Raw genomic sequence first — 20630 nt, forward strand, 5'->3', positions numbered from 1 at the left:
CATCCCTTCATCATTCTTTGCTTTCAAGGCCGTAGCGGGCCAGTTTGGAACGCAAGCCGACCCGGGACAGCCCCAGCTCCTCGGCGGCCCGGGTCTTGTTCCAGCGCTGGCGCACCAGCACCTCCTTCACCACCCGCGCCTCCAACTGGTCCATGCGTTCCTTGAGGCTGCCGTCGAGGCCCGCCAGCAGGGACAGATCCCGGGCCTGGGCTTCTTCCGCGGCGGCATGGACCACCCGCGGACTGAGCAGTTCGGCACCCAGCAGCTCGCCTTCCGTCAGGGCCACCATGCGCTGCACCTCGTTCTGCAATTCCCGCACATTGCCGGGCCAGCGGTAGTTCACGATGCAGTCCAGGGCTTCCCGGTCGAACCCCTTCACCGTCTTGCCGAACTGGGCGGCACTGCGCTCCATCAACCCCTTGGCGATCAGGGGAATGTCCATGGGCCGCTCGCGCAGGGCAGGCAGGTGCAGGGTGCTACCGGCAAGACGGTAGAAAAGGTCCTCGCGGAAGCGGCCCTGGCGCACGTCTTCTTCCAGGTTGCGGTTGGTGGCGGCGATCACCCGCACGTCGATGCTGATCGGACGCGGGCTACCGAGGGGACGGATCTCCCCTTCCTGCAACACCCGCAGCAACTTCACCTGGAAGGCCGGCGAGGTCTCGCCGATTTCGTCGAGAAAGATCGTGCCGCCGTCGGCCTGCTGAAAGAGGCCGATGCGGTCCTCGAAGGCGCCGGTGTAGGCCCCCTTCTTGGTGCCGAAGAGTTCCGACTCCAACAACTGGTCTGGCAGGGCGCCGCAGTTCTCCAACACGAAGGCATTGTCGGCGCGGGGGCTGGCGTAGTGCATGGCCCGCGCCAGCAGTTCCTTGCCGGTGCCGGACTCGCCGGTGATCAGCACCGACAGGTCGTAGCGGGCCAGTTTTTCGGCGTAGGTGCAGAGGGCGTTGAGGGGGCTGTCCCCGGCCCGGGCCAGACGCTCGAAGCCGGCCCGGTCGCGGGCCTGCTGGCGCTTGTGCTGGACCCGCTGACGCAGGGCCGACGGGCTGTCGCGCAATTCCAGGGACAGGCGCTGGTTGTCCTGTTGCAGGGTCCATAACTCGGCGGCGCCCTTCAGGGTCAACAGCAATTGCTCCGGCTGCCAGGGCTTGAGCAGGTATTGCCAGATGCCCGCCTCGTTGATGCCGGCGATGATGTCCTCGGCGTCGGTGTAGCCGGAGATGATGATGCGCACCGTGTCTGGCCAGTGTTGGCGCACGTCGCGCAGGAACTCCACGCCGGAGGTACCGGGCATACGCTGGTCGCAGAGCAGGATCTGGACGAACTCCCGCTCCATGATGCGCCGCGCCTCGTCGGCGGAACCGGCGGTGAACACGATGAAATCCTCGTCCAGGGTACGGCGCAGGGCTTCCTGGGAACGGATCTCGTCGTCGATGACGAGGACGGAGGGCAGGGTGACGGCAGTGTCCATGGCGCGGCTCGGGATGTGGTCAGCAGATGCGGGGCAATTGTTCGCCCGACAGCCAGTCCACGATGCGGCGACCGCCGAAGCGGGTTTGCATCTGGACGAAGCGGTGGTCGTCGGCAAGCACGGTGCCGATGATGGCAGATTCCCGGCCCAAGGGGTGGGACTGGAGGGCGGCCAGGGCGGCGTCGGCCTGGTCGGCCGGACACACCACCACCAGCTTGCCCTCGTTGGCCACGTGGAGCGGGTCCAGGCCCAGCAGCTCGCAGGCAGCGGCCACGGTGGGGCGCACCGGCACAGCGGCTTCGTTGATGGTGATGCCCACCTGGGACTGCTGGGCGATTTCGTTCAAGGTGGCCGACAAGCCGCCCCGGGTGGCGTCGCGCAGGGTGCGTACCGAAGGCACGGTATCCAGCAGGGCCGCAATCAGGCCGTGGAGCGCGGCGGTGTCGGAGACGATGGGGGCGTCGAAGGAAAGGTTTTCCCGCAGGGACATGATGGCCATGCCGTGATCGCCGATGGGGCCGGAGACCAGCACCACGTCGCCGGGCCGGGCATGGGCGCCGGACACGTCCACCCCTTCCCGCAACACGCCGACGCCGGTGGTGGTGATGAACACGCCATCCGCCTTGCCCGCTTCCACCACCTTGGTATCCCCCGTCACCACCGGCACCCCGGCCTCCTTGGCAGCCTGGGCCATGGACTGCACGATGCGTTGCAGATCGGCCAGGGGAAAGCCTTCTTCCAGAATAAAGCTGGCGGCGAGATACAGGGGCGTTGCCCCCATGACGGCCACGTCGTTGAGGGTGCCGTGCACCGACAGACAGCCGATGTCGCCGCCGGGAAAGAACAGGGGCGACACCACATGGCCGTCGGTGGCCATGACCAGCTTGCCAGTGGCCGCGGGCAGTCGCGCGCCGTCGTCACCCTGGGCCAGGTATTCGTTGTCCAGTTCCTTGGCGAACAGGGACTGGATCAACTGTGCCATGGCGCGGCCGCCGGAGCCGTGGGAGAGGTCTACGCGGCCTTGTTTCAGGTCGAGGGGACGGGTGTAGTTGGGTTTGATGGTCATGGTTGTATCTCGATTCACTCGTCCTTCGCCTTCAGCACTTGAGACGGAACCTGTCCTGAGGGCTTATTCCGTTCATCTTTCGACTTCGCTTCGCTACGCTCAAGACGAACGGAATAAGCAGCGAAGGACTCAGGGCGCACGGAGGAGGCAGTTGGGACTTGCGGATCGGACACTAGGGGACCACCGTTCGTCCTGAGCGTAGGAAGCGCAGCTTCCGAAGTCGAAGGATGAGTGAACGTACTCAGGTTCCGTTCGTGCTTGTGCTTTCCCCGTCCAAGGCGGTTGATCGCCGCCCAATCCCCCGCAATCAGCGCTTCCTTCTTCGCCCGGCTCCAGCCCTTGATTTGCCGCTCGCTGGCCAGGGCCTCTTCCCGGGTGGCGAAGTCCTGGGACCACACCAAGGCCACCGGCAAGCGGCTGGCCGTATAGCCACCGCAGGCGCCCGTCTGGTGTTCTGCCAGTCGCAGTTCCAGATTGTCCGTGTGGCCGCAGTAGAAAGACCCATCCATGCAGCGCAGCAGATAGGCGAAGAAGGCCATCATGCTGCCTCCCGGAAGCGACCGTAGGTGTAGTGGGCGGCGCAGGCGCCTTCGGAGGAGACCATGCAGGAGCCCACCGGGTTGTCGGGGGTACACACGGTGCCGAAAATCTTGCAGTCCTGGGGCCGCTTTTCGCCGCGCAGGATGGCAGGGCATTCGCAGGCTTTGTTGTCGGGCACGGCCACGTAGGGCACGGCGAATTTCTGTTCTGCGTCGAAGGCATCGAACTCAGGACGCAGGCGCAGGGCGCTCAAGGGCACAGTGCCCAGGCCGCGCCATTCGAAGCTGTCGCGCAGCATGAAGACTTCATCGACCAGGGCCTGGGCCTTGCGGTTGCCCTCGGGAGTGACGGCCCGGGTGAATTCGTTTTCCACTTCGCTGCGGCCTTCGTTGATCTGCACCAGCAGCATCTGGATGGCGCGCATCACGTCCAGGGGCTCGAACCCGGCAATCACCACGGGTTTCTTGTAGTCGCGGGGAAAGGGTTCGTAGGGGCGGCTGCCGATGACCGTGGACACGTGGGCCGGGCCGACGAAGCCGTCGATCTGCACGCCACCTTCCACCGCCAGGATGGCGTGCATGGCGGCCGGGGTCAGCACGTGGTTGCAGAGGATGGAAAAATTTTTCAGCCCCAGCACGGCGGCCTGCTTCACCGCCACCGCCGTGGGCGGGGTGGTGGTTTCGAAACCGATGGCGAGGAACACCACTTCCTTGCCGGGCTGCTCCTGGGCAATGCGCAGGGCGTCCGCCGTGGAATAGACCATGCGGATGTCAGCGCCCTGGGCCTTGGCCTTGAGCAGGGAAAGATGATCGGAGGCGGGTACCCGCAGGGTGTCGCCATAGGTGCAGAGGATGGCACCGTGGTCACGGGCGAGGCGGATGGCCTGGTCGATGCGACCGATGGGCAGCACGCAGACCGGGCAGCCGGGGCCGTGGATCAGGCGCACATTCTTGGGCAGCAGGTCGGCAATGCCGTAGCGGGAAATGGCGTGGGTGTGGCCGCCGCAAAATTCCATGAGCCGGTACTCCCGGTCGGCGCGGGTGCTGTGAATGATGGCCTTGGCCAGGCCGGCGGCCACGTCGCCGTCGCGGAACTCGTCGATGTACTTCATGGCTGCGTTCCTTCACCCAAGTGGGATTCGCTGGCGGCCAGCTCGGCGAACAGGGCCAGGGTTTTTTCCGCCTCATCCGTATCCAGCTTTTGCAGGGCGTAGCCCACGTGAAGGATCACGTAATCCCCCACGGCGACGTCCTCCACCAGGGCGAGGGAGATTTCCTTGCGCACGCCGCCCAGGTCCACAATGGCGTTGTCGTCGGGCAGCAGTTCCACCACTCGGGCGGGCATGGCGAGGCACATATCAGTGTCCATCCTTCATCAAAGTTTTTCGGGCGACCCAGGCCTGGCCCAGGGCGATGCCGCCGTCGTTGGGCGGCGCCAACTCGGCGCTGAGCAGGGTCGAGGTCGGCAGCTCCTCGCGCAGGTGGCGAAGCAACAGGGCGTTGAGCAGGCAGCCGCCCCCCAGGGCAAGGGTGGTTTCCCCGGCAGACCGTTGGCGCACCCAAGCCGCCAGGGCGGCGGCCAGGGTGCGATGGAAGGCGGCGGCAGCCTCTTCCACCGGGCCGGTCCAGTCGGCGAGGCGGGCCAGCAAGGGCAGCAAATCCAATTGATTGTCCGCGATGCGCCAACAGTCCGACCAAAGTGGGGTTGTGCCATCGTGGCGGGCGGCGCAGCCTTCCAGCAGCATGGCGGCCTGGCCTTCAAAGCTGGCAACGGTACGGATGCCCAGCAGCGCGGCGGCAGCGTCGAAGACCCGACCCAGGCTGGAGGTGGGCGGCGTATTGAGGCCCTTGTCCAAGAGTTGGGCCAGTTGGGCCGCCGGGGGCTGGTCGGCAAAGCGGGTAGCGATGTCGTCGGCACGGCCGAGACGGTGCAAGGCGGCGGCCGCCATGCGCCAGGGTTCCCGCGCCGCCCGGTCGCCGCCCGGCAGGGGGAGCGGCACGAGATGGCCGAGACGTTGATACTCGCTGCCCTCAAGACGCAACAGTTCGCCGCCCCAGGCTTGGCCGTCGCTGCCGAGGCCGACGCCATCGAGGGCCAGGCCCAGCACGGGGCCGCTGACGCCATGTTCAGCCACCACGGCAGCAATGTGGGCGTGATGGTGTTGTACCGGCACCAGGGGCACCTGCCACTCTGCTGCCAGGGCCTGGGCCAGATGGGTGGAGGGAAAGTCGGGATGCAGATCGCAGGCCACCGCCTGGGGCGTCACCTGGAGGATGTGCCGCAGGTGATGCACGGTTTCTTCGAGGAAGGCCACGGTGGCGGCGTTGTCCAGATCGCCAATGTGGGCGGAAAGAAAAGCCTCCTTGCCGCGCGTGAAGCAGACCGTGTTCTTCAGCCCCGCGCCCAGGGCCAGCACGGCGGGGCCATCATCGGTCAGGGGGATGGGGGTGGGGGTGTAGCCGCGGGCACGGCGGATGAACTGAAATTCGGCGCCCTTCGTGCTGAGCCCTTCGACAAGCTCAGGGCGAACGGCGGTAGGCATGGCGCGCACCACGCTGTCATCACACCGGGCGACGATGGCCCGGTCGTGGAGCAGGTAGCCATCGGCGATGCCCGCCAGGCGTTGCAGGGCTTCGGTGTTGTCGATGACCAGGGGCTCGCCGCCGGGGTTGGCGCTGGTCATCACCAGCAGCAGGTCCTGGGGTTCATCCAGCCAGGCAGTGCCGGCGGGCCGACCGGCGGCTTCATGGAACAGCAGCCACTGCATGGGCGTGGTCGGCAGCATGGCGCCCAACCATTGCAGGCCGGGGGCGATGCCGACCAGTTCCTGTTCACCTTTGGGCAGCAGAACGATGGGGCGTTCCGGCGAGTGCAAATATCCGGCGGCGGCTTCACTGCATTGAGCGTAGGCGGCCAAGGAGGCGACATTGGCCGCCATCACGGCGAAGGGTTTTTCTTCCCGGTTTTTGCGTCGGCGCAGTTCGGCCACGGCGACGGCGTTGCGGGCATCGCAGACCAGATGGAAGCCACCCAGGCCTTTCACGGCAACGATGCCGCCAGCGCGCAGCACCGCCAAGGTGCTGGCGATGGGGTCGCCCCCTTGCACCTCGCCGTCGGCGGCGAGGTATTGCAACTGGGGGCCGCAGTGGGAACAGCAGATGGGCTCGGCGTGGAAGCGCCGGTCGGCGGGATTACCGTATTCCGTGGCGCAGTCGGGGCAGAGGGGAAAGTCCGCCAGGCTGGTGTTGGCCCGGTCGTAGGGCAGGCGGCGGCTCAGGGTATAGCGCGGGCCGCAGTGGGTGCAGGTGATGAAAGCGTGACGCCAGCGACGACCGGCGGGGTCGAACAATTCGTGTAGGCAGTCGGCGCAAAGACCGGTGTCGTGGCCGATGGCGGTGGCCATGGGTTGAGATGCGCTCCCCGCACCGCTTTCGGCGATGACGAAGTCGCGGCTGCCGACGGAAGGCATGGCCTCGGCCTGCACCCGGTCGATGCGGGCCGGCGCCGGGGCTTCCCCTTCCAGGCGGCGCAACAGGATGTCCAGTTGATCGGCTTCGCCTTCCACGGCGATCTCGACACCGGCGGCGTCATTGCGCACCCAGCCGGCGAGGTCGAGTTCCTTGGCCAGGCGCCAGACGAAGGGCCGGAAACCGACGCCCTGCACCAGGCCGCTGACACGGATGTGGCGGGCTTGGATCATGGGCTGTGTGCGTTCACTCATCCTTCGACTTCGCTGCGCTACGCTCAGGACGAACGGTGGAGAAGTTTTGGGCTAAAAAAAACTCACCGTTCGTCCTGAGCGTAAGCGCGAAGCGCTGAAGTCGAAGGACAGCAGCGAAGTCGACGTTTTTCCTGAGCGTTGTCGCAGGGGACATGACTATCCCACCTGCCGATAGCTAACTGCAGGTTTGGCGGCAGACACGGCCACCGTCTGATTGGCCTTGTCCACACCGGCCTCAATCCAGCCCAGCCACTCCTCCATACCTTCGCCACTGGTGGCGGAAGTACGGATCACCTTGAGGCCGGGGTTCACCTGGCGGGCGAAGGCGATGGCCTTGTCCACGTCGAAATTCAGGTAGGGCAGCAGGTCGCACTTGTTGAGCAGCATCAGGTCGGCGGCGCGGAACATGTCCGGGTACTTGATGGGTTTGTCCTCGCCCTCGGTGACGGAGAGGATCACCACCTTGTGGGCCTCGCCCAGGTCAAAGGCGGCGGGGCAGACCAGGTTGCCGACGTTCTCGATCATCAGTACCGAGCGCTCGGCCAGATCCAGTTTTTCCATGGCGTGGCCCACCATGTGGGCGTCCAGGTGACAGCCCTTGCCGGTGTTGATCTGGATCGCTGGCGCGCCTGTCGCGCGGATGCGGGCGGCGTCCTGGTCGGTCTGCTGGTCGCCTTCGATCACCGCCACAGTGCGCTGGCCCTTGAGCAGTTCGATGGTCTTGCACAGCAGGGTGGTTTTGCCGGAGCCGGGACTGGAGACCAGATTCAGCGCAAAGATGCCTTTTGCCGCCAGCGCGGCGCGGTTGCCGTTGGCGTAGGCGTCGTTCTTGGAGAGGATGTCCTGCTCGATCTGCACCATGCGGGCGGCGGAGGTGCCGGGGGCATGGCTGTGGTGGGCGTGGTCATGGCCGTGATCGTGGGGATGGTCGTGACCATGATCGTGGCCCTTGCCCCGAGGGCGATAGGCGATGCCATGATCGTGATGGTGGTGTTCACCGTCGATATGAACTTCATCGGGGCCGCAGCCGCAGGTTGTACACATGGGGAAATCCTTATTTCTGTCGCTTCGGTGCCGCGTTTCCCCTCGCCCTTCTATACATCAGGGCGAACGGAAACGCTGCGTTGTAGCAAAACGCCGTTCGTACTGATGTATAGAAGTACGAATGGGGTTTTGCGGCAAATTCGGAAAAACTCATTCCACTTCCAATTCCTTGACCCGCATTTCCGTCCCCCCGGTGACCTGCACCTGGTGGCTGCCGCACTTGGGGCAGGCCCCCATGGACTCGGTCATGGCGACGGTCTCGCAACACTTCATGCACCAGCCCTGGCCGGGCAGGTCCACGATTTCCAGTTTGGCGCCCTCGGCCACGCTGTTGCGGGTGACGGCGTCGAAACAAAAACGCAGGGCCTCGGTTTCCACCGCCGCCAGTTGGCCGATCTCCAGCCAGACGCCGGTGACGCGGGTGAAGCCCTCGCGCTTGGCCGCGTCCTCGATCAATTGCAATACGCCTTCGGCGAGGGACATTTCGTGCATGGCGATATCTTACCGTTCAGGCGCTGCGGCCACCGGAGAGGAAGCCCCGGCGCGTCAAGGGCGCCTGTTCGCCCTTGAGCTGGGCGGCTTCCCGCTGTTCCTTGGCGCGGGCGCTGCGGGTCGCCTCGTCCTCGACGAACAGGGCGTCCAGCACGGCCTCGGCGGTGGCCCGGGCGCCGGCCTGGTCGTCGAACTCGGCCATGGGCGAGAACAGGGAACAGAAGTGGAAAGGGCCGCATTCCATTTCTTCGCCGCCCATGAAATCGTAGTCCCCCGAGGGGAAGGCCCAGGTCTGCTGTACGTCGGCGCCGAGGGCGCGGAAGTCCTTGTCGTTGCCGGGCAGCACGATCAGGTTCATGGCCCAGGGCGTGATCAATACCCCCAGCACCCGCTGCTGCCAGGGGCGGAAACCCACGGCCTCGACGTGGAGCTTGGGGTTGAGGAAGGGCAGGCCCGCCATGCGCGTCTGGCGGATGCGGCCGAAGGCCTGGCTCAGGGCTTGGCCGGCGGCATGGGCCTGGGGCTCGCTGACGACCTCGGCGAGGTTGGCGTCACTCATCGGCCAGCACCATGAATTTGTGGCGGGGGGCATCGCACTCGGGGCAGGTCCACTGGGCCGGCAGGGCGGCGAAGGGCGTGCCCGGGGGCGTCTGGCTCAGGGGGTCGCCCTCGGCCGGGTCGTAGACATGCCAGCAGATACCGCATTCGAAGCGGCTTTCCGGCGCGGTGCTGACCTCGTTGGCGGTACGCTCGAAGGAACTCATAGCAGGTCGTCGAGGGAGACGATCCACTCCTTCAGGCGTTCGATGCTGTCCTCGTAGTCCTCCCGGGCGGCCAGGGCGGCTTCGGGCACCTGCACCACTTCCAGGGTGTTGAGGATCAACTGGTCCATGCTGTTGAAGTACTGCACCCACCAGGTGTGGGGCAGGCCCGTGGCGGTGATGCGGCAGTTGCCGTAACCCCGGGAGAGCATGGAGATGGTGCCGAAACCCAGGCAGTCGGCCATGTATTGCAGGTCTTCCGGCGTCACCGGCAGCAGGGTCAGGTTGATCACGTGGGCGGGCTGGCCGGCCTGGTACTGGGCGGCCTGGGAGAACAACTCATTGACCAGGGCCGGGGCGTTCATCAGCCCCGCCGGTTCGGCCTTGATCTCGGCGCCCTTCGGCGCGGCGGCGATGGCGTCGAGCACGGCCTTGGGCATGGCGCCGGCTTCCACGTCGTCCCGCTCCAGGCTGCCGTCCTCCCGCAGGGACTGGACGCGCCAGACGGAAGGAAAGGCGGTTTCCTGCACGCGCAGCGTGCGGCCGCCCTTGACCAGCACGCTGACCTCGCCCTGGCCCAGCAGTTCGTTCACTTCATCCACCACCAGGGCGTCCACGCCCAGCAGGGACAGGCAGGGGGCGTCGGCGTCGGCGAAGGCCTTGGCTTCCATGTCGGCCACCAGTTTTTCCAACAGAGCCCGGGCGCCGGCCAGGGCTTCCGGCGAGGCGGGCGGGCGGGGAATGGGGGCGCGGAACACCGACATGTCGCCGGGCGTGGCGAGGTAGTGCAGTTCCTCTTCTTCCGGTTGGGAGCCGGGGCCGAGCACGGGGACGACGGGAATGGGGAAGGGTTTCATGACGGTCTCGACTCAATGGCAGGAGGAGGAAGTGGCGCTGGCCACGGGAATGCCGATGCCCGGCGCGCGGCTGGTGGGCTTGTCCAGCATGGCGGGAATTTCCTTGGCGTACACCGCCCAGTCGCGCATACCTTCCAGGGCGCCCACGTACTGGCCGTCGCGGACGAAGAGCAGGGCCGGCCAGAGGTTGATGGCGTAGCGGGCGGCGATGGGACGGGCCACGGCGGGCAGGGCCAGGCCGACGCTGAGTTTGGCGGCGACGGGTTTGACCGCATCGGGCAGGATCACCGCCACGTCCCAGCTTTCCGGCACCAGGCGCGGGTCGTCGGCCAGCAGCAGCACCCGGTCGCCGGGGCCGGCGAGGAAGGCATCCGCGCCGGCGGCATCGGTCAGCACCGCGTGGCCGTGGTGCTCGGCATGGCGTTGGAACAGGGCCAGCAGGCGGTCGCCGTCCGGAGTTGCGCTAAAGGGCAGGGCCATCAGGCGTCCTTTCTGAGGAAGTCGGGGAGCTGGGGCTCCCGGTCGATAAGGTCGGCAAAGGCCGCGTTGATCCGGTCCGTGTCGCCCACCAGGGCGGCTTCCAGGGCGTCGATGGCGCCGGACACTTTGGCCGCGTCCTCGGCGCTGACGATCTCCCGGGCGGCGCCGAGGAACACCAGCAGCCACTGGCCGGGGTTCACCGGCCCGGTGAGCAGGGTGTCCACCACCACCTCGCTGCCGTCCCGGTCGCGGCACCAGGCTTGCAGGCCCTCGGCCCGCAGCACTTCCATGGGAATGGCGAGGCACATCAGCTGTTCTCTCCGGGTTCGGCATCCTCGCGGATGCGCAGGAAACGGTCGTCGCCGAAACGGCAGGCTTCCTCGGCGCTGGGCCGGCCCGCTTCGTAGCGGCCCATGGCCAGGGCGTCGTCGCTGGCGGGCAGGAGCGCGTCCGCCGGGCGGGGGGTGATGTCCACGCCCCACTGGCGCAGGCGCTCCACGGCAATGGCCACGGCCTCGGGCACCTTGGCCTTGATCTGGGGCCGCAGGCTGCCGCCGTAGTCTTCCAGTTCCACCGGCTGGATGCCGATCAGCAGCATCTCGGCGGGGCACTGGCCGGTGAATTCGGCGGCGGCGATGACTTCCTGGAAACCGGTCTGGTGCAGGCTCATCTTCTTGGCGCCCATGAAACGGGGCACTTCCTCGTTTTCCACCCGCTTCATGGTGCCGGGTTCGAGGCCGTAGTCGATGGCGTCGAACACGATCAGGCGCTTGGCCTGCTGCACGTAGGGCAGCAGGTAGAGGCCCTGGGTGCCGCCGTCCATGACCAGCACGTTGTCCGGTAGTTGCCATTCGGCGGCCAGCACCTCGGCGCAGCGCACGCCGAAGCCCTCGTCGGCCCAGAGCAGGTTGCCGATGCCGAGGATCAGGATGTCGTGGGTCAGATCTTCCATGGAGAACGCCTTGTAACGGATGGCGTAACAGTACAAGGGCCGTGCCACCCCGGCAAAAGTTCTTGAGGTTTTAACAATCAGGTACTTAAGCCGGGCTTGGGGCCGGCCCAGGGCAGGGTTGCTATGCACTGTCGCTGTTATAGTGGAAATCAACTTTCCACCCCTTGTCCCGGTCGGGGCCGTGCTTATAATCCGCCCCCCGCCGCGCCTGGGGGCCCGACGAAGACCCCGCAAGGGCCCAGTCATCGCCCCCAACGATCCATCACCGCCCCTCACCAGCCCCGCAATGTCCCAGCCCACAGACGCCATCCTCGCCATCGACTTCGGCACCTCCAATTCCACCGTGGGCTACCCCTCCGCCACGGGGCCGGTACTGGTGGCCGTGGAAGATGACCAACTCACCATTCCCAGCGCCATCTTTTTCAACGAGGAAGAGGAATGCGTGCAGTTCGGCCGGGAGGCCATTGCCGCCTACACCCAGCACTACGAAGGGCGGCTGCTGCGAGCCCTGAAGAGCGTGCTGGGCAGCAGCCTGATCGACGAAACCACCCCCGTGGGCGGCAAGGCCATGGCCTTTAAGGACATCATCGGTCTGTTCCTGCGCCAGCTCAAAGCCAAGGCGGAAAACCACCTCGGTCACAGCGTGGACGCCGTAGTACTGGGCCGGCCCGTCTGGTTCGTGGACAACGACGCCCAGCGCGACCAGGCGGCCCAGGACCAACTGGCCGCCATCGCCAGGCACTGCGGCTTCAAACAGGTGGACTTCCAGTACGAACCCATCGCCGCCGCCCTGGACTACGAGTCCCGCATCCAACGCGAAGAACTGGCCCTGATCGCCGACCTGGGCGGTGGTACCTCGGACATTTCCATCGTCCGCGTTTCGCCGCAACGGCACCGCCAGACCGAGCGCAAGGCCGACGTGCTGGCTAATAGCGGCGTGCACATCGGCGGCACCGACTACGACAAACAACTGAGCCTGCATCAGGTGATGCCCCACCTGGGCTACAAGAGCCACCACAAGGACCACCCGGGGCGCGAACTGCCTTCCTCGGTGTATTTCGACCTAGCCACCTGGCACCGCATTGCCCTGCTCAACGGCAACAGCGCCGCCACCTTCCTGCGGGACATGCACTACAGCGCCGCCCAGCCGCAACTGGTGCACCGCCTGCAACGGGTGGTGCGCGAACAGTCCGGCCACCGCCTGGCCGGTGACGTGGAAAAAGCCAAGATCGCCCTCTCGGACAGCGACCACGCCACCCTGCCCCTGCCCTATGTGGATGAAGACCTGAACGTGGAATTTTCCCGGCAGAAATTTGAAGCGGCCACCTCCGCCGACACCCAGAAAATCGCCGACAGCATTCGCGACTGTTTGCAGCAGGCCGGCGTCAGCGCTAAGACCATCACCACCCTGTTTTTGACCGGTGGGACGTCAGCGATTCCGGCGGTGCGAGAGGCTTGTCAGGGGATGGTGCCCCAGGCTCAGGTAGTGGAGGGAGATCGATTCGGCAGCGTGGGCTTGGGGCTGACGATCCATGCGGGGATACGAGGAAATACTCATTGAATTTGGAGCAACTTGGCCTGAGGGAATACTCACTCAAACAAAAACGTTAGAGGTCATCTCTGGCGTTTTCGTGTTGGGCCGCTTGCGACCCATATTGCCCCAACACTCAAAAGCTGACGTTGAGGGTCGGATTCAGTTGCAATCGTAGGCCGTCTCGGTTGCAATCAACCACTAGCGGCATTGCCATCAGAGAATAGAGGGCTTGGCAATCTCGCGGTGTGCAAACTCAGAGGCTAGGAGATACAAAAACTGCTGTGGTTGACCGGAAATGAAGTCCTGAATTCTCGGTCCGAAGGGCCCGTCGTTGATTGCGGGAAAGTGATGTGGTCGGTATCGCGTAATTGATCCCAAGTAATACGACAATATGTAAATGGACAGCAACTGAGGCAGTGTCTGAGCATCCTCTGCTACGGGGCGGAGGTAAACGTAGTGTCTTCGATAGGGCGGTACGGTTGCTACGGTCGCCCATAAGTTGTTTCGAATCGAGTCGAAAAGGGATTGGAGAGAATTCGCATATTTGGTGTTGGGGCAGACGATTGGCGCAACTTGTTGAAGGCAGATTAGGTCTCTAGCGGAACTATCTTTTTCATTGCATGCAACTTGCTCAAAAGACAGGCCGAGTTTCGACTCAGAGAGGAACCTTGCAATAGACACGCTGATCCGAGAAAGGTCATCCGAGATGAAGTAGAGATTTAGCCAAAGTTCACGAGTGTGTTTATTGATGTAGGGCCGGATATCGTGGACTGCGATGAAGCGTTCTTTCTTATTCGCGGCTGACGACCAAAGTCTGTGTCCGGGAAGAATCTGGGGCAGAAGGACCGGCACATCATAATCCTGATTCCCAACAAGAGCATTCCCGGTAAGTGCCGACATGAATTCAGAAAAGTTCTGCAATTCTCCACGTTGATTTGGACTGACGAATGCGCGCAGGAACGCATCAGTGAGTTCATGGTTGCCTGCCCGGAGCATCTCAGATAGGCCATGTTGAGCCTTGTTAAATGTCGGTTGTGTTGCTCTCGTTAGGCAGAAGGCCTTCACAAGATTCATGAAGCAGTAATACAGCGTCAAAGGTCTCGCCGACACTCTCTGGGCATCAATTGCACCTTCAAAGAAGTCGCGTGCCTGATTCATGCACGCGAGAGCCTCCGGTCGTGCGGCTGCCGGGCACGACGTCTTAATGGTCTGGTCGATGATGGCCCACGGGTCAAGCGAAAAGAGAAGTGACTGAAGGCTGGCGTTGCCTTTAGCGCCAATCTTTGTTGGCCAGAAGCTAAACGGGATCAACTTTCCGTTGACTCGAAGTCGTTCGCCTACACGCGCTGCTGGAAGAACCATGGGTTTCCGAACCTTTGATAGATTGAATGTGAAACTGTGATGCCGAGCTAAATGAATTAAAGGGGCCAGGCTTACGTCATGCTACCGGTCGAACAAGGAAACGCCGAAAGCATACCCGTAGATCAGCCGATTGCTCACTTTGGGGAAAAGTAATCGAGAGCTGCATCTGATCGATAACAGTCACCCACCTCAAACAAAAACGCCAGAGCATGTCTCTGGCGTTTTTCCTTCTCAAGCTGCTTCCCGCGCCCGCTTGGCTTCTTCCAGTAAGTACCGCTGATAATCATCTAGGTCACCGTCAAAGGGGCCGATGCCGCCCCGGGATACCAACCAGAATTCATCACACACCGCCCGCAGCAATGCCCGGTCGTGGCTGACCAGCATCACCGTCCCTTCGAATTCGTTGAGGGCCACGCTGAGAGCTTCGCGGGTGGAGAGGTCCAGGTGGTTGGTGGGTTCGTCCAGCAACAGCAGGTTGGGTCGTTGCCAGACGATCATGCACAGCACCAGCCGCGCCTTCTCGCCGCCGCTCATGGTGCCCACGGGTTGCTTGACCATGTCGTTGCTGAAGTTGAAGGTGCCCAGGTAGTTGCGCAGGTCCTGCTCCCGCCCGGCCACGTAGCCGCTGCGACCGGCGGCGATGGTTTCCTTGGCAAGGCGGATCATGTGTTCCAGGGGGGTGTCTTGCGGGCGCAGCACGTCCAGCTCTTGCTGGGCGAAGTAGCCGATGTTGAGGCCCTTGCCTTCGGTGACTTCGCCGCTGATGGGTTGCAGGGCGCGGGCGATGGTTTTGACCAGGGTGGACTTACCTTGGCCGTTGGCACCGAGGATGCCGATGCGGTGGCCGGCATGCACCGAGCGGTTGATGTTGCGCACGATGACGGTGGGCGGCGTGCCTGCCGGCGCATCTGGTAGGGGCGGATAGCCGATGCTGGCGTTGGACATGGCCAGCATGGGATTGGGCAGGTTGAGGGGTTCCTGGAATTCGAAGCTGAACTCGGCGTCGGCCAGGACGGGTGCGATCTTCTCCATACGTTCCAGGGCCTTGACCCGGCTCTGGGCCTGCTTGGCCTTGCTGGCCTTGGCCTTGAAGCGGTCGATGAACTTTTGCAGGTGGGCGATCTTTTCCTGCTGCTTGGCCATGGCGGCCTGTTGCAGCAGCATCTGCTCAGCGCGCATATCCTCGAAGGTGCTGTAGTTGCCGCCGTAGCGCACCAGCCGAGCGTTGTCGATGTGGATGGTGACCTGGGTGATGGCGTCGAGGAATTCCCGGTCGTGGCTGATCATGATCAGGGTGCCGGGGTAGCGCTTGAGCCAGGCTTCGAGCCAGACCAGGGCGTCCAGGTCCAAGTGGTTGGTGGGTTCGTCCAGCAGCAGGATGTCGGAGGGGCACATGAGGGCCCGGGCCAGTTGCAGGCGCATACGCCAGCCGCCGGAAAAGCTGTTCACCGGATTGTTCAACTCGGAGACTTTGAAGCCAAGGCCGAGGATCAGGGCCTGGGCACGGGCTTCGGCGTCGTGGGCGCCGGCGTCGTTGAGTTCCATGTAGGCGTGGGCCATGCGCATGCCGTCGTCGCTGGCTTCGGCGGCGTCCACTTCGGCCTGGGCGGCCAGCAGCACGGTGTCGCCCTCGATGACGAAGGCGGTGGCGCTTTGCTCGGTCTCGGGCATGTCCTGGGCCACCTGGGCCATGCGCCACTGTTTGGGAATGGAATAGTCGCCGCCGTCTTCATGGTGGGTGCCGTTGAGCAGGCCAAACAGGGAGGACTTGCCCGCGCCGTTGCGGCCCACCAGGCCGACTTTCTCGCCGGGGGCAATGGTGACGGAGGTGTTGTCGAGGACCACCTTGGCGCCTCGGCGCAAGGTGATGTTTTTCAGGATGATCATGGCAGCGACTTCTTTGAAGGATGCGCATGATAGCCAGCGCAGCGCCGCTGCCCTAGGGATATTTCAGTGGTCTCACCTCTTCGCGGCGCTTAGTGCTCCAGCAGCCGGAGATAGAGGGCTTCGACCTTCTCCCGCGCCCAGGGGGTGCGGCGCAGGAATTTGAGGCTGGAGGTCAGGCTGGGGTCGTGAGTGAAGCAGCGGATGTCGATCTGGCGGGCGAGGCCGTCCCAGCCGTAGTAGGACAGCAGTTCCTTGAGGATGGCTTCGAGGGTTTTGCCGTGGAGGGGATTGTTGGCTTGGGGGCGGGGGCTGGGAGGTAGGCGGGTTCATTGGGTCTAGGGAATATCTGAATAAGTTCGTTCGCGTTGAGCCCTTTGTCCGGCTCAGGACAGGCCTGTCGAAAGGCGTGGTGCATGGATACTGGGCTTCGACAGGCTCAGCCCGAACGGTGGTGATTTGATCTGCCTTCCCCAGGTTTTCAGGGGGTCAATCCCGGCAGGCCTCGCTGCCGCCCATGCGGACGAAGCCATCGCCGCTGCCTTGGGGGGTGATGCACATGTTGACGGTGAGGGACTTGGTGGCGTTCTTGATGTCCGGCGGGAAGGCGGCGAAGGGGGCGGCCCGTTCCACCACGCTGCGGATGTAGGCGATTTCCAGTTCCTGGTCCGCCGCCCGCAGCACCTTGTAGCTTTGCAGGCTGCCGTCGGCGTTGAGGATGATCTGCACCAGGGCCTTGCGCCGGCCATTGCCGCGGTTTTCCCGTTTGACGAAGGCGGCGCTGCGGTTGAGCTTGCGCACGAAGGCGTCGAAATACAGTTCCAGGCTGAGGCCGTCCACGCCCTTGCCGCCGGTGCTGACGCCAGGGGCTTCGCCGCCCGCGTCGTCGCTGCCCTGGCGGCCCAGGTCGCGGGCCATGGCCAGGCCGCGCTGGGCCAGTTCCTTGCCGCTGGCGGCGGGGGTTGGCTTCAGTTCCTTGAGGAAGCGGTCCATCTCGTCCTTCTCCCGCAGGGACCAGGTGCGGGGCCCCGGGCCGGGGGCGGTGAGCACCTTGGCGCGGGCGCGGGGCGTCGGCGTTTTGCGCGCTTGCGCTTGCGGCTTGCTCGGCTTGGCGGCGGGGGAGGCCAGGGTGGCGTCGAGGCGGCTGACCCGGGCGGGGGACGACGAGCCTTTGGCGTAGGGCGGCTCGCTCGGGCCGAGCCAAAGCACCAGGGCGTGCAGGATCAGGGAGGCAAGGAGGGCGAAGCCCGTTGACCGGTTCGCCCGGACGTGACGGGATTCCATGGGCGAATTCTATAGAAAGCCCGGGGCGCGCCCGATTTCTGCCTGGGCGGCGGTTGGGGGCTAGGGGTGCCTAAGCGGGCTTACTCCGCCGCCGGCGGCAGCACCCGCAGCGGGGTGGCGCGCCAGGCGCGCCAGGCCAGGTAGTTGTCCCAGGCCTGTTGCAGGCTCAGCCAGAATTCCGGCCCGGTGCCGAAATAGCGGCCGAGGCGGATGGCGGTGTCGGGGCTGATGGCGCGGCGGCCGCGCACCAGTTCGTTGACCCGACGGCGGGAAATGCCCAGGCCCTCGGCCAGGGCTTCCTGGGAAATACCGAGGGGCTTGAGGAAACGGGTGTCGAGGAAGGCGCCGGGATGGGGCGGGGTGTGGCGTCCGGCGAGGGGACTGCGCGGCGCTGCGGGCCGGGGGGCGGGGCGGCCGGTGGCCTTGTTGCCTTCCTGCGCCGCGCCCGTTGCGTTGTGCGTGTGGGTCATGGCCGCCCCGTAATGTCCGACAGCGTCAGTCCTTGAACATGCGCCAGCCGGAGATCATGGTGGAGATCATGCTCTGGCGGCTCATGATGTCTTCGCGGATGGCCGCGTAGACGTGGAGGATGACGAAGATCACGGTCACCCAGAGGCCCATGTGGTGCCAGGAATGCACCTGCTGGCTGTTGCCGCCGACGGCGGAGATGACCCAGCCGAACAGCTTGTAGGTCCAGCTGTCGATGCCCTGGGCCTCGCCGTAGAGGGCGAAGCCGGTGCAGATCATGTACACGGCGCCCACGGTGAAGAAGAGGAACATGGCCAGTTGGGCCAGGGGGTTGTGGCCCACGTACTTCTTCGGCTCCTTGACCAGGAACAGGTACCACTTGATCTCGTGCAGGATCTCGCCCCACCAGCCCTTGTCGAGGATGGGCAGGATGAAGATCTGGCGGGCGTGGTGGTTGCCGACGAAGGCCCAGTAGATGCGGCCGAGGAAGCCGATGGCGAAGACGTAGGCCGCCGTGAAATGGATGAGGCGGATGGTGCCCATCACGTAGCTGGCGCTGGCCTCGCCCGGTTGGGAGGGCAGGGGATTGCCGATCAGGTAGCCGGTGATGAACAGCACGGTGATGGCCAGGGCGTTGACCCAGTGCCAGAGGCGCACGGGGGCCTCATACACGTAGATCGCCTTGACCAGCCGGGCTTCCCGCTCTGCTTCAAATGCATCTTGTTCTGCAAGCATGGTGTTTTCCTTTCCGCATCTTCGGGATGCGAGCAGGGGTGTGTCACTCATCCTTCGACTTCGGGGCTTTGCCCCTACGCTCAGGACGAACGGCGTTGGATGTTTCCAAATACCGTTCGCCCTGAGCGTAGCGCCGACGGCGCGGAGTCGAAGGGTCGTCGTGTAGGGCCAGTCGCCTCAGCGCACCTTCACCGAGGTCATCTCCTGACCGTCCGGGCTCATGACGTGGGTGGAGCACGCCAGGCAGGGGTCGAAGCTGTGCAGGGTGCGCAGGATTTCCAGGGGCTGGTCGGCCTTGGCCAGGGGGGTGTCCATCAAGCTGGCCTCGAAGGCGCCGATCTGGCCCTTGGGATCGCGGGGGCTGCCGTTCCAGGTGGTGGGCACCACGCACTGGTAGTTGTCGATCTTGCCGTCCTTGATCTTGATCCAGTGGCCGAGGGCGCCACGGGGCGCTTCGGTGAAGCCCACGCCCTTGGCTTCCTTGGGCCAGGTGGAGGGATCCCACTTGTCCACGTTGGCGGTGTTCAGGTCGCCGGCCTTGAGGTTGGCGATCAGCTTGTCGAACTGCTGTTGTTGCAGGTCGGCGCAGTACAGGGTTTCGATGCCGCGGGCAGCGGTACGGCCCAGGGTGGAGAAGAGGGCGGTCACCGGCACGTCGAGCTTCTTCAGCACGGCGTCGATGGTGTCCTTGATGAAGGGGTATTGCTTGGGCTGGGCGTAGCCGAGCACCATGCGGGACAGGCAGCCCACTTCCATGGCGTGGCCCTTCCAGCGCGGCGCCTTGAGCCAGGAGTACTTGGCGGATTCGTCCAGGGCCTCGATCTTGGTCCGGGTGCCCTTGAAGTTGGGGCCCTCGGGCTTGTAGTTGGGCTCGGTGACGCCGTCCCAGGGGTGCAGGCCCTTGGTTTCGTCCTGGTACTTGTACCAGGAGTGGGTGACGAATTCCTGGATTTCCTCGGGGTCTTCCAGGTTGACCGCGTGGATCTTGTCCAGCTTGGTGTCGAGGATGACGCCACGGGGCAGCAGCAGGTTGGGCGCGGTGTAGTCGTTGGCCTTTTGCGGGATGTCGCCGTAGGACAGGATGGCCTTGGAGGACAGACCGCCGCCGTGGAGCCAGCCCTTGTAGAAGGAGGCGATGGCCAGCAGGTCGGGGATGTAGACCTGTTCGACGAATTCCTTGGTGCGGTCGATGATGCTCTTCACCAGGTTCAGGCGTTCCATGTTGATGGCGCCGACGGCCCCGGTGCCGTCCAGGTTGATGGCGCAGGGCATGCCGCCCACCAGCCAGTTGGGGTGGGGGTTCTTGCCGCCGAAGATGGTGTGCACCTTGACGATTTCCTTCTGGAAGTCGAGGGCTTCCAGGTAGTGGGCCACGGCCATCAGGTTGGCTTCGGGCGGCAGCTTGTAGGCGGGATTGCCCCAGTAGCCGTTGGTGAAGGGGCCCAGTTGGCCGGACTCGACGAACTTCTTCAGGCGGTTTTGCAGGTCGCGGAAGTAGCCGGGGGAAGACAGGGGCCAATTGGAAATGCTCTGGGCCAGTTCGGAGGTCTTCTTCGGGTCGGCCTTGAGGGCGGACACCACGTCCACCCAGTCCAGGGCGTGCAGGTGATAGAAGTGCACCAGATGGTCGTGAACGTAGAGGTTCAGTTGCATCAGGTTGCGGATGGTGTTGGCGTTCTCGGGGATCTGGATGTTCAGCGCGTTTTCCACGGAACGGACCGAGGTCAGGGCGTGGGTGCCGGTACAGACGCCGCAGATGCGTTCGGTGAAGGCCCAGGCGTCGCGGGGGTCGCGGCCCTTGAGGATCACTTCCAGGCCGCGCCACATGGTGCCGGTGGACACGGCATTGCGGATCACGTTGTTGCTGTCCAGGTTCACTTCCACCCGCAGGTGGCCTTCGATACGGCAGACCGGGTCGACGACGACGCGCTTACCGGAGTTGTCGAGCTTGAAGCCCTGGGTTTCGTAGCTTGCGCCCATGA

General features: G+C 64.6%; 21 protein-coding genes and 1 pseudogene. 1 reads left to right on the forward strand and 21 read right to left on the reverse strand.

The genetic code is table 11. The features are described from left to right. Window positions 1–10: 10 nt before the first annotated feature. The 14 genes from ACYQ2U_RS00195 to ACYQ2U_RS00260 all read right to left on the reverse strand — a co-directional run bounded on the left by ACYQ2U_RS00195 (window position 11) and on the right by ACYQ2U_RS00260 (window position 11381). On the reverse strand, window positions 11–1468 hold the full coding sequence (locus tag ACYQ2U_RS00195) for a sigma-54-dependent transcriptional regulator (RefSeq protein WP_459948319.1): 1458 nt from the start codon (window positions 1466–1468) through the stop codon (window positions 11–13). Window positions 1469–1487: 19 nt separating this feature from the next. After that, complete coding sequence (gene hypE, locus ACYQ2U_RS00200) at window positions 1488–2534, reverse strand: hydrogenase expression/formation protein HypE (RefSeq protein ID WP_459948320.1); 1047 nt, start codon at window positions 2532–2534, stop codon at window positions 1488–1490. A 14-nt stretch (window positions 2535–2548) separates the two neighbouring features. Continuing rightward, window positions 2549–3076, reverse strand: coding sequence for a GIY-YIG nuclease family protein (locus ACYQ2U_RS00205; RefSeq protein WP_459948321.1), 528 nt, complete (start codon window positions 3074–3076; stop codon window positions 2549–2551). Further along, window positions 3073–4185, reverse strand: coding sequence for a hydrogenase formation protein HypD (gene hypD, locus ACYQ2U_RS00210; RefSeq protein ID WP_459948322.1), 1113 nt, complete (start codon window positions 4183–4185; stop codon window positions 3073–3075). The genes ACYQ2U_RS00205 and hypD overlap by 4 nt, the downstream gene beginning before the upstream one ends. After that, the gene (locus tag ACYQ2U_RS00215; protein ID WP_459949222.1) at window positions 4182–4430 is read right to left on the reverse strand and encodes a HypC/HybG/HupF family hydrogenase formation chaperone; all 249 of its coding nucleotides are present in this window, start codon (window positions 4428–4430) and stop codon (window positions 4182–4184) included. The genes hypD and ACYQ2U_RS00215 overlap by 4 nt, the downstream gene beginning before the upstream one ends. Window position 4431: 1 nt before the next feature. Then, on the reverse strand, window positions 4432–6795 hold the full coding sequence (gene hypF, locus ACYQ2U_RS00220) for a carbamoyltransferase HypF (protein WP_459948323.1): 2364 nt from the start codon (window positions 6793–6795) through the stop codon (window positions 4432–4434). A gap of 156 nt (window positions 6796–6951) precedes the next feature. Further along, window positions 6952–7839, reverse strand: a complete 888-nt coding sequence (gene hypB / locus ACYQ2U_RS00225) for a hydrogenase nickel incorporation protein HypB (protein WP_459948324.1) — start codon at window positions 7837–7839, stop codon at window positions 6952–6954. Window positions 7840–7989: 150 nt separating this feature from the next. Continuing rightward, window positions 7990–8331: a hydrogenase maturation nickel metallochaperone HypA gene (hypA, locus tag ACYQ2U_RS00230; RefSeq protein ID WP_459948325.1), complete on the reverse strand. Its 342-nt coding sequence runs from the start codon at window positions 8329–8331 to the stop codon at window positions 7990–7992. A 16-nt stretch (window positions 8332–8347) separates the two neighbouring features. Beyond that, window positions 8348–8890 (reverse strand): [NiFe]-hydrogenase assembly chaperone HybE, encoded by a 543-nt coding sequence (gene hybE / locus ACYQ2U_RS00235; RefSeq protein WP_459948326.1) that lies wholly within the window; start codon window positions 8888–8890, stop codon window positions 8348–8350. Continuing rightward, the gene (locus ACYQ2U_RS00240) at window positions 8883–9095 is read right to left on the reverse strand and encodes a rubredoxin (RefSeq protein WP_459948327.1); all 213 of its coding nucleotides are present in this window, start codon (window positions 9093–9095) and stop codon (window positions 8883–8885) included. The genes hybE and ACYQ2U_RS00240 overlap by 8 nt, the downstream gene beginning before the upstream one ends. Then, on the reverse strand, window positions 9092–9949 hold the full coding sequence (locus tag ACYQ2U_RS00245) for a hydrogenase expression/formation protein (RefSeq protein ID WP_459948328.1): 858 nt from the start codon (window positions 9947–9949) through the stop codon (window positions 9092–9094). Before ACYQ2U_RS00245 ends, ACYQ2U_RS00240 begins: the two co-directional genes overlap by 4 nt. A gap of 12 nt (window positions 9950–9961) precedes the next feature. After that, window positions 9962–10429, reverse strand: a complete 468-nt coding sequence (locus ACYQ2U_RS00250; protein ID WP_459948329.1) for a thioredoxin domain-containing protein — start codon at window positions 10427–10429, stop codon at window positions 9962–9964. Then, window positions 10429–10737 carry a HypC/HybG/HupF family hydrogenase formation chaperone gene (locus tag ACYQ2U_RS00255; RefSeq protein ID WP_459948330.1) on the reverse strand — a complete coding sequence of 103 codons (309 nt, stop codon included), beginning with the start codon at window positions 10735–10737 and terminating at the stop codon, window positions 10429–10431. Before ACYQ2U_RS00255 ends, ACYQ2U_RS00250 begins: the two co-directional genes overlap by 1 nt. Then, window positions 10737–11381, reverse strand: coding sequence for a HyaD/HybD family hydrogenase maturation endopeptidase (locus ACYQ2U_RS00260; RefSeq protein ID WP_459948331.1), 645 nt, complete (start codon window positions 11379–11381; stop codon window positions 10737–10739). Before ACYQ2U_RS00260 ends, ACYQ2U_RS00255 begins: the two co-directional genes overlap by 1 nt. A gap of 286 nt (window positions 11382–11667) precedes the next feature. Here ACYQ2U_RS00260 and ACYQ2U_RS00265 point away from each other — a divergent pair, with 286 nt between their 5' ends. Then, window positions 11668–12942: an Hsp70 family protein gene (locus ACYQ2U_RS00265; RefSeq protein ID WP_459948332.1), complete on the forward strand. Its 1275-nt coding sequence runs from the start codon at window positions 11668–11670 to the stop codon at window positions 12940–12942. A gap of 186 nt (window positions 12943–13128) precedes the next feature. On the opposite strand, the gene ACYQ2U_RS00270 is transcribed toward ACYQ2U_RS00265, so the two are convergent. From ACYQ2U_RS00270 to ACYQ2U_RS00300, 7 genes and pseudogenes are all read right to left on the reverse strand, one after another. After that, entirely contained in the window at window positions 13129–14277 is a 1149-nt protein-coding gene (locus ACYQ2U_RS00270; protein ID WP_459948333.1) for a YaaC family protein, read from the reverse strand. 231 nt (window positions 14278–14508) lie between these two features. Further along, the gene (locus ACYQ2U_RS00275; protein ID WP_459948334.1) at window positions 14509–16164 is read right to left on the reverse strand and encodes an ABC-F family ATP-binding cassette domain-containing protein; all 1656 of its coding nucleotides are present in this window, start codon (window positions 16162–16164) and stop codon (window positions 14509–14511) included. A gap of 89 nt (window positions 16165–16253) precedes the next feature. Continuing rightward, a pseudogene (locus tag ACYQ2U_RS00280) lies at window positions 16254–16463 on the reverse strand (VF530 family protein); the annotation flags it as partial. A gap of 187 nt (window positions 16464–16650) precedes the next feature. Beyond that, window positions 16651–17445 carry a hypothetical protein gene (locus ACYQ2U_RS00285; RefSeq protein ID WP_459948335.1) on the reverse strand — a complete coding sequence of 265 codons (795 nt, stop codon included), beginning with the start codon at window positions 17443–17445 and terminating at the stop codon, window positions 16651–16653. Window positions 17446–17525: 80 nt separating this feature from the next. Beyond that, window positions 17526–17915 carry a HigA family addiction module antitoxin gene (locus ACYQ2U_RS00290; protein WP_459948336.1) on the reverse strand — a complete coding sequence of 130 codons (390 nt, stop codon included), beginning with the start codon at window positions 17913–17915 and terminating at the stop codon, window positions 17526–17528. 25 nt (window positions 17916–17940) lie between these two features. Next, the gene (cybH, locus tag ACYQ2U_RS00295; protein ID WP_459948337.1) at window positions 17941–18648 is read right to left on the reverse strand and encodes a Ni/Fe-hydrogenase, b-type cytochrome subunit; all 708 of its coding nucleotides are present in this window, start codon (window positions 18646–18648) and stop codon (window positions 17941–17943) included. 177 nt (window positions 18649–18825) lie between these two features. After that, entirely contained in the window at window positions 18826–20628 is a 1803-nt protein-coding gene (locus ACYQ2U_RS00300; RefSeq protein WP_459948338.1) for a nickel-dependent hydrogenase large subunit, read from the reverse strand. Between the last annotated feature and the right edge of the window lie 2 nt (window positions 20629–20630).

This window comes from Denitratisoma sp. agr-D3, from assembly GCF_054658675.1.

Bases quoted from the DNA above. Each gene is read 5' to 3' on its own strand.
- ACYQ2U_RS00195 (WP_459948319.1), bottom strand. From the start codon at position 1,468: ATGGACACTGCCGTCACCCTGCCCTCCGTCCTCGTCATCGACGACGAG.
- hypE (WP_459948320.1), bottom strand. From the start codon at position 2,534: ATGACCATCAAACCCAACTACACCCGTCCCCTCGACCTGAAACAAGGC.
- ACYQ2U_RS00205 (WP_459948321.1), bottom strand. From the start codon at position 3,076: ATGATGGCCTTCTTCGCCTATCTGCTGCGCTGCATGGATGGGTCTTTC.
- hypD (WP_459948322.1), bottom strand. From the start codon at position 4,185: ATGAAGTACATCGACGAGTTCCGCGACGGCGACGTGGCCGCCGGCCTG.
- ACYQ2U_RS00215 (WP_459949222.1), bottom strand. From the start codon at position 4,430: ATGTGCCTCGCCATGCCCGCCCGAGTGGTGGAACTGCTGCCCGACGAC.
- hypF (WP_459948323.1), bottom strand. From the start codon at position 6,795: ATGAGTGAACGCACACAGCCCATGATCCAAGCCCGCCACATCCGTGTC.
- hypB (WP_459948324.1), bottom strand. From the start codon at position 7,839: ATGTGTACAACCTGCGGCTGCGGCCCCGATGAAGTTCATATCGACGGT.
- hypA (WP_459948325.1), bottom strand. From the start codon at position 8,331: ATGCACGAAATGTCCCTCGCCGAAGGCGTATTGCAATTGATCGAGGAC.
- hybE (WP_459948326.1), bottom strand. From the start codon at position 8,890: ATGAGTGACGCCAACCTCGCCGAGGTCGTCAGCGAGCCCCAGGCCCAT.
- ACYQ2U_RS00240 (WP_459948327.1), bottom strand. From the start codon at position 9,095: ATGAGTTCCTTCGAGCGTACCGCCAACGAGGTCAGCACCGCGCCGGAA.
- ACYQ2U_RS00245 (WP_459948328.1), bottom strand. From the start codon at position 9,949: ATGAAACCCTTCCCCATTCCCGTCGTCCCCGTGCTCGGCCCCGGCTCC.
- ACYQ2U_RS00250 (WP_459948329.1), bottom strand. From the start codon at position 10,429: ATGGCCCTGCCCTTTAGCGCAACTCCGGACGGCGACCGCCTGCTGGCC.
- ACYQ2U_RS00255 (WP_459948330.1), bottom strand. From the start codon at position 10,737: ATGTGCCTCGCCATTCCCATGGAAGTGCTGCGGGCCGAGGGCCTGCAA.
- ACYQ2U_RS00260 (WP_459948331.1), bottom strand. From the start codon at position 11,381: ATGGAAGATCTGACCCACGACATCCTGATCCTCGGCATCGGCAACCTG.
- ACYQ2U_RS00265 (WP_459948332.1), top strand. From the start codon at position 11,668: ATGTCCCAGCCCACAGACGCCATCCTCGCCATCGACTTCGGCACCTCC.
- ACYQ2U_RS00270 (WP_459948333.1), bottom strand. From the start codon at position 14,277: ATGGTTCTTCCAGCAGCGCGTGTAGGCGAACGACTTCGAGTCAACGGA.
- ACYQ2U_RS00275 (WP_459948334.1), bottom strand. From the start codon at position 16,164: ATGATCATCCTGAAAAACATCACCTTGCGCCGAGGCGCCAAGGTGGTC.
- ACYQ2U_RS00285 (WP_459948335.1), bottom strand. From the start codon at position 17,445: ATGGAATCCCGTCACGTCCGGGCGAACCGGTCAACGGGCTTCGCCCTC.
- ACYQ2U_RS00290 (WP_459948336.1), bottom strand. From the start codon at position 17,915: ATGACCCACACGCACAACGCAACGGGCGCGGCGCAGGAAGGCAACAAG.
- cybH (WP_459948337.1), bottom strand. From the start codon at position 18,648: ATGCTTGCAGAACAAGATGCATTTGAAGCAGAGCGGGAAGCCCGGCTG.
- ACYQ2U_RS00300 (WP_459948338.1), bottom strand. From the start codon at position 20,628: ATGGGCGCAAGCTACGAAACCCAGGGCTTCAAGCTCGACAACTCCGGT.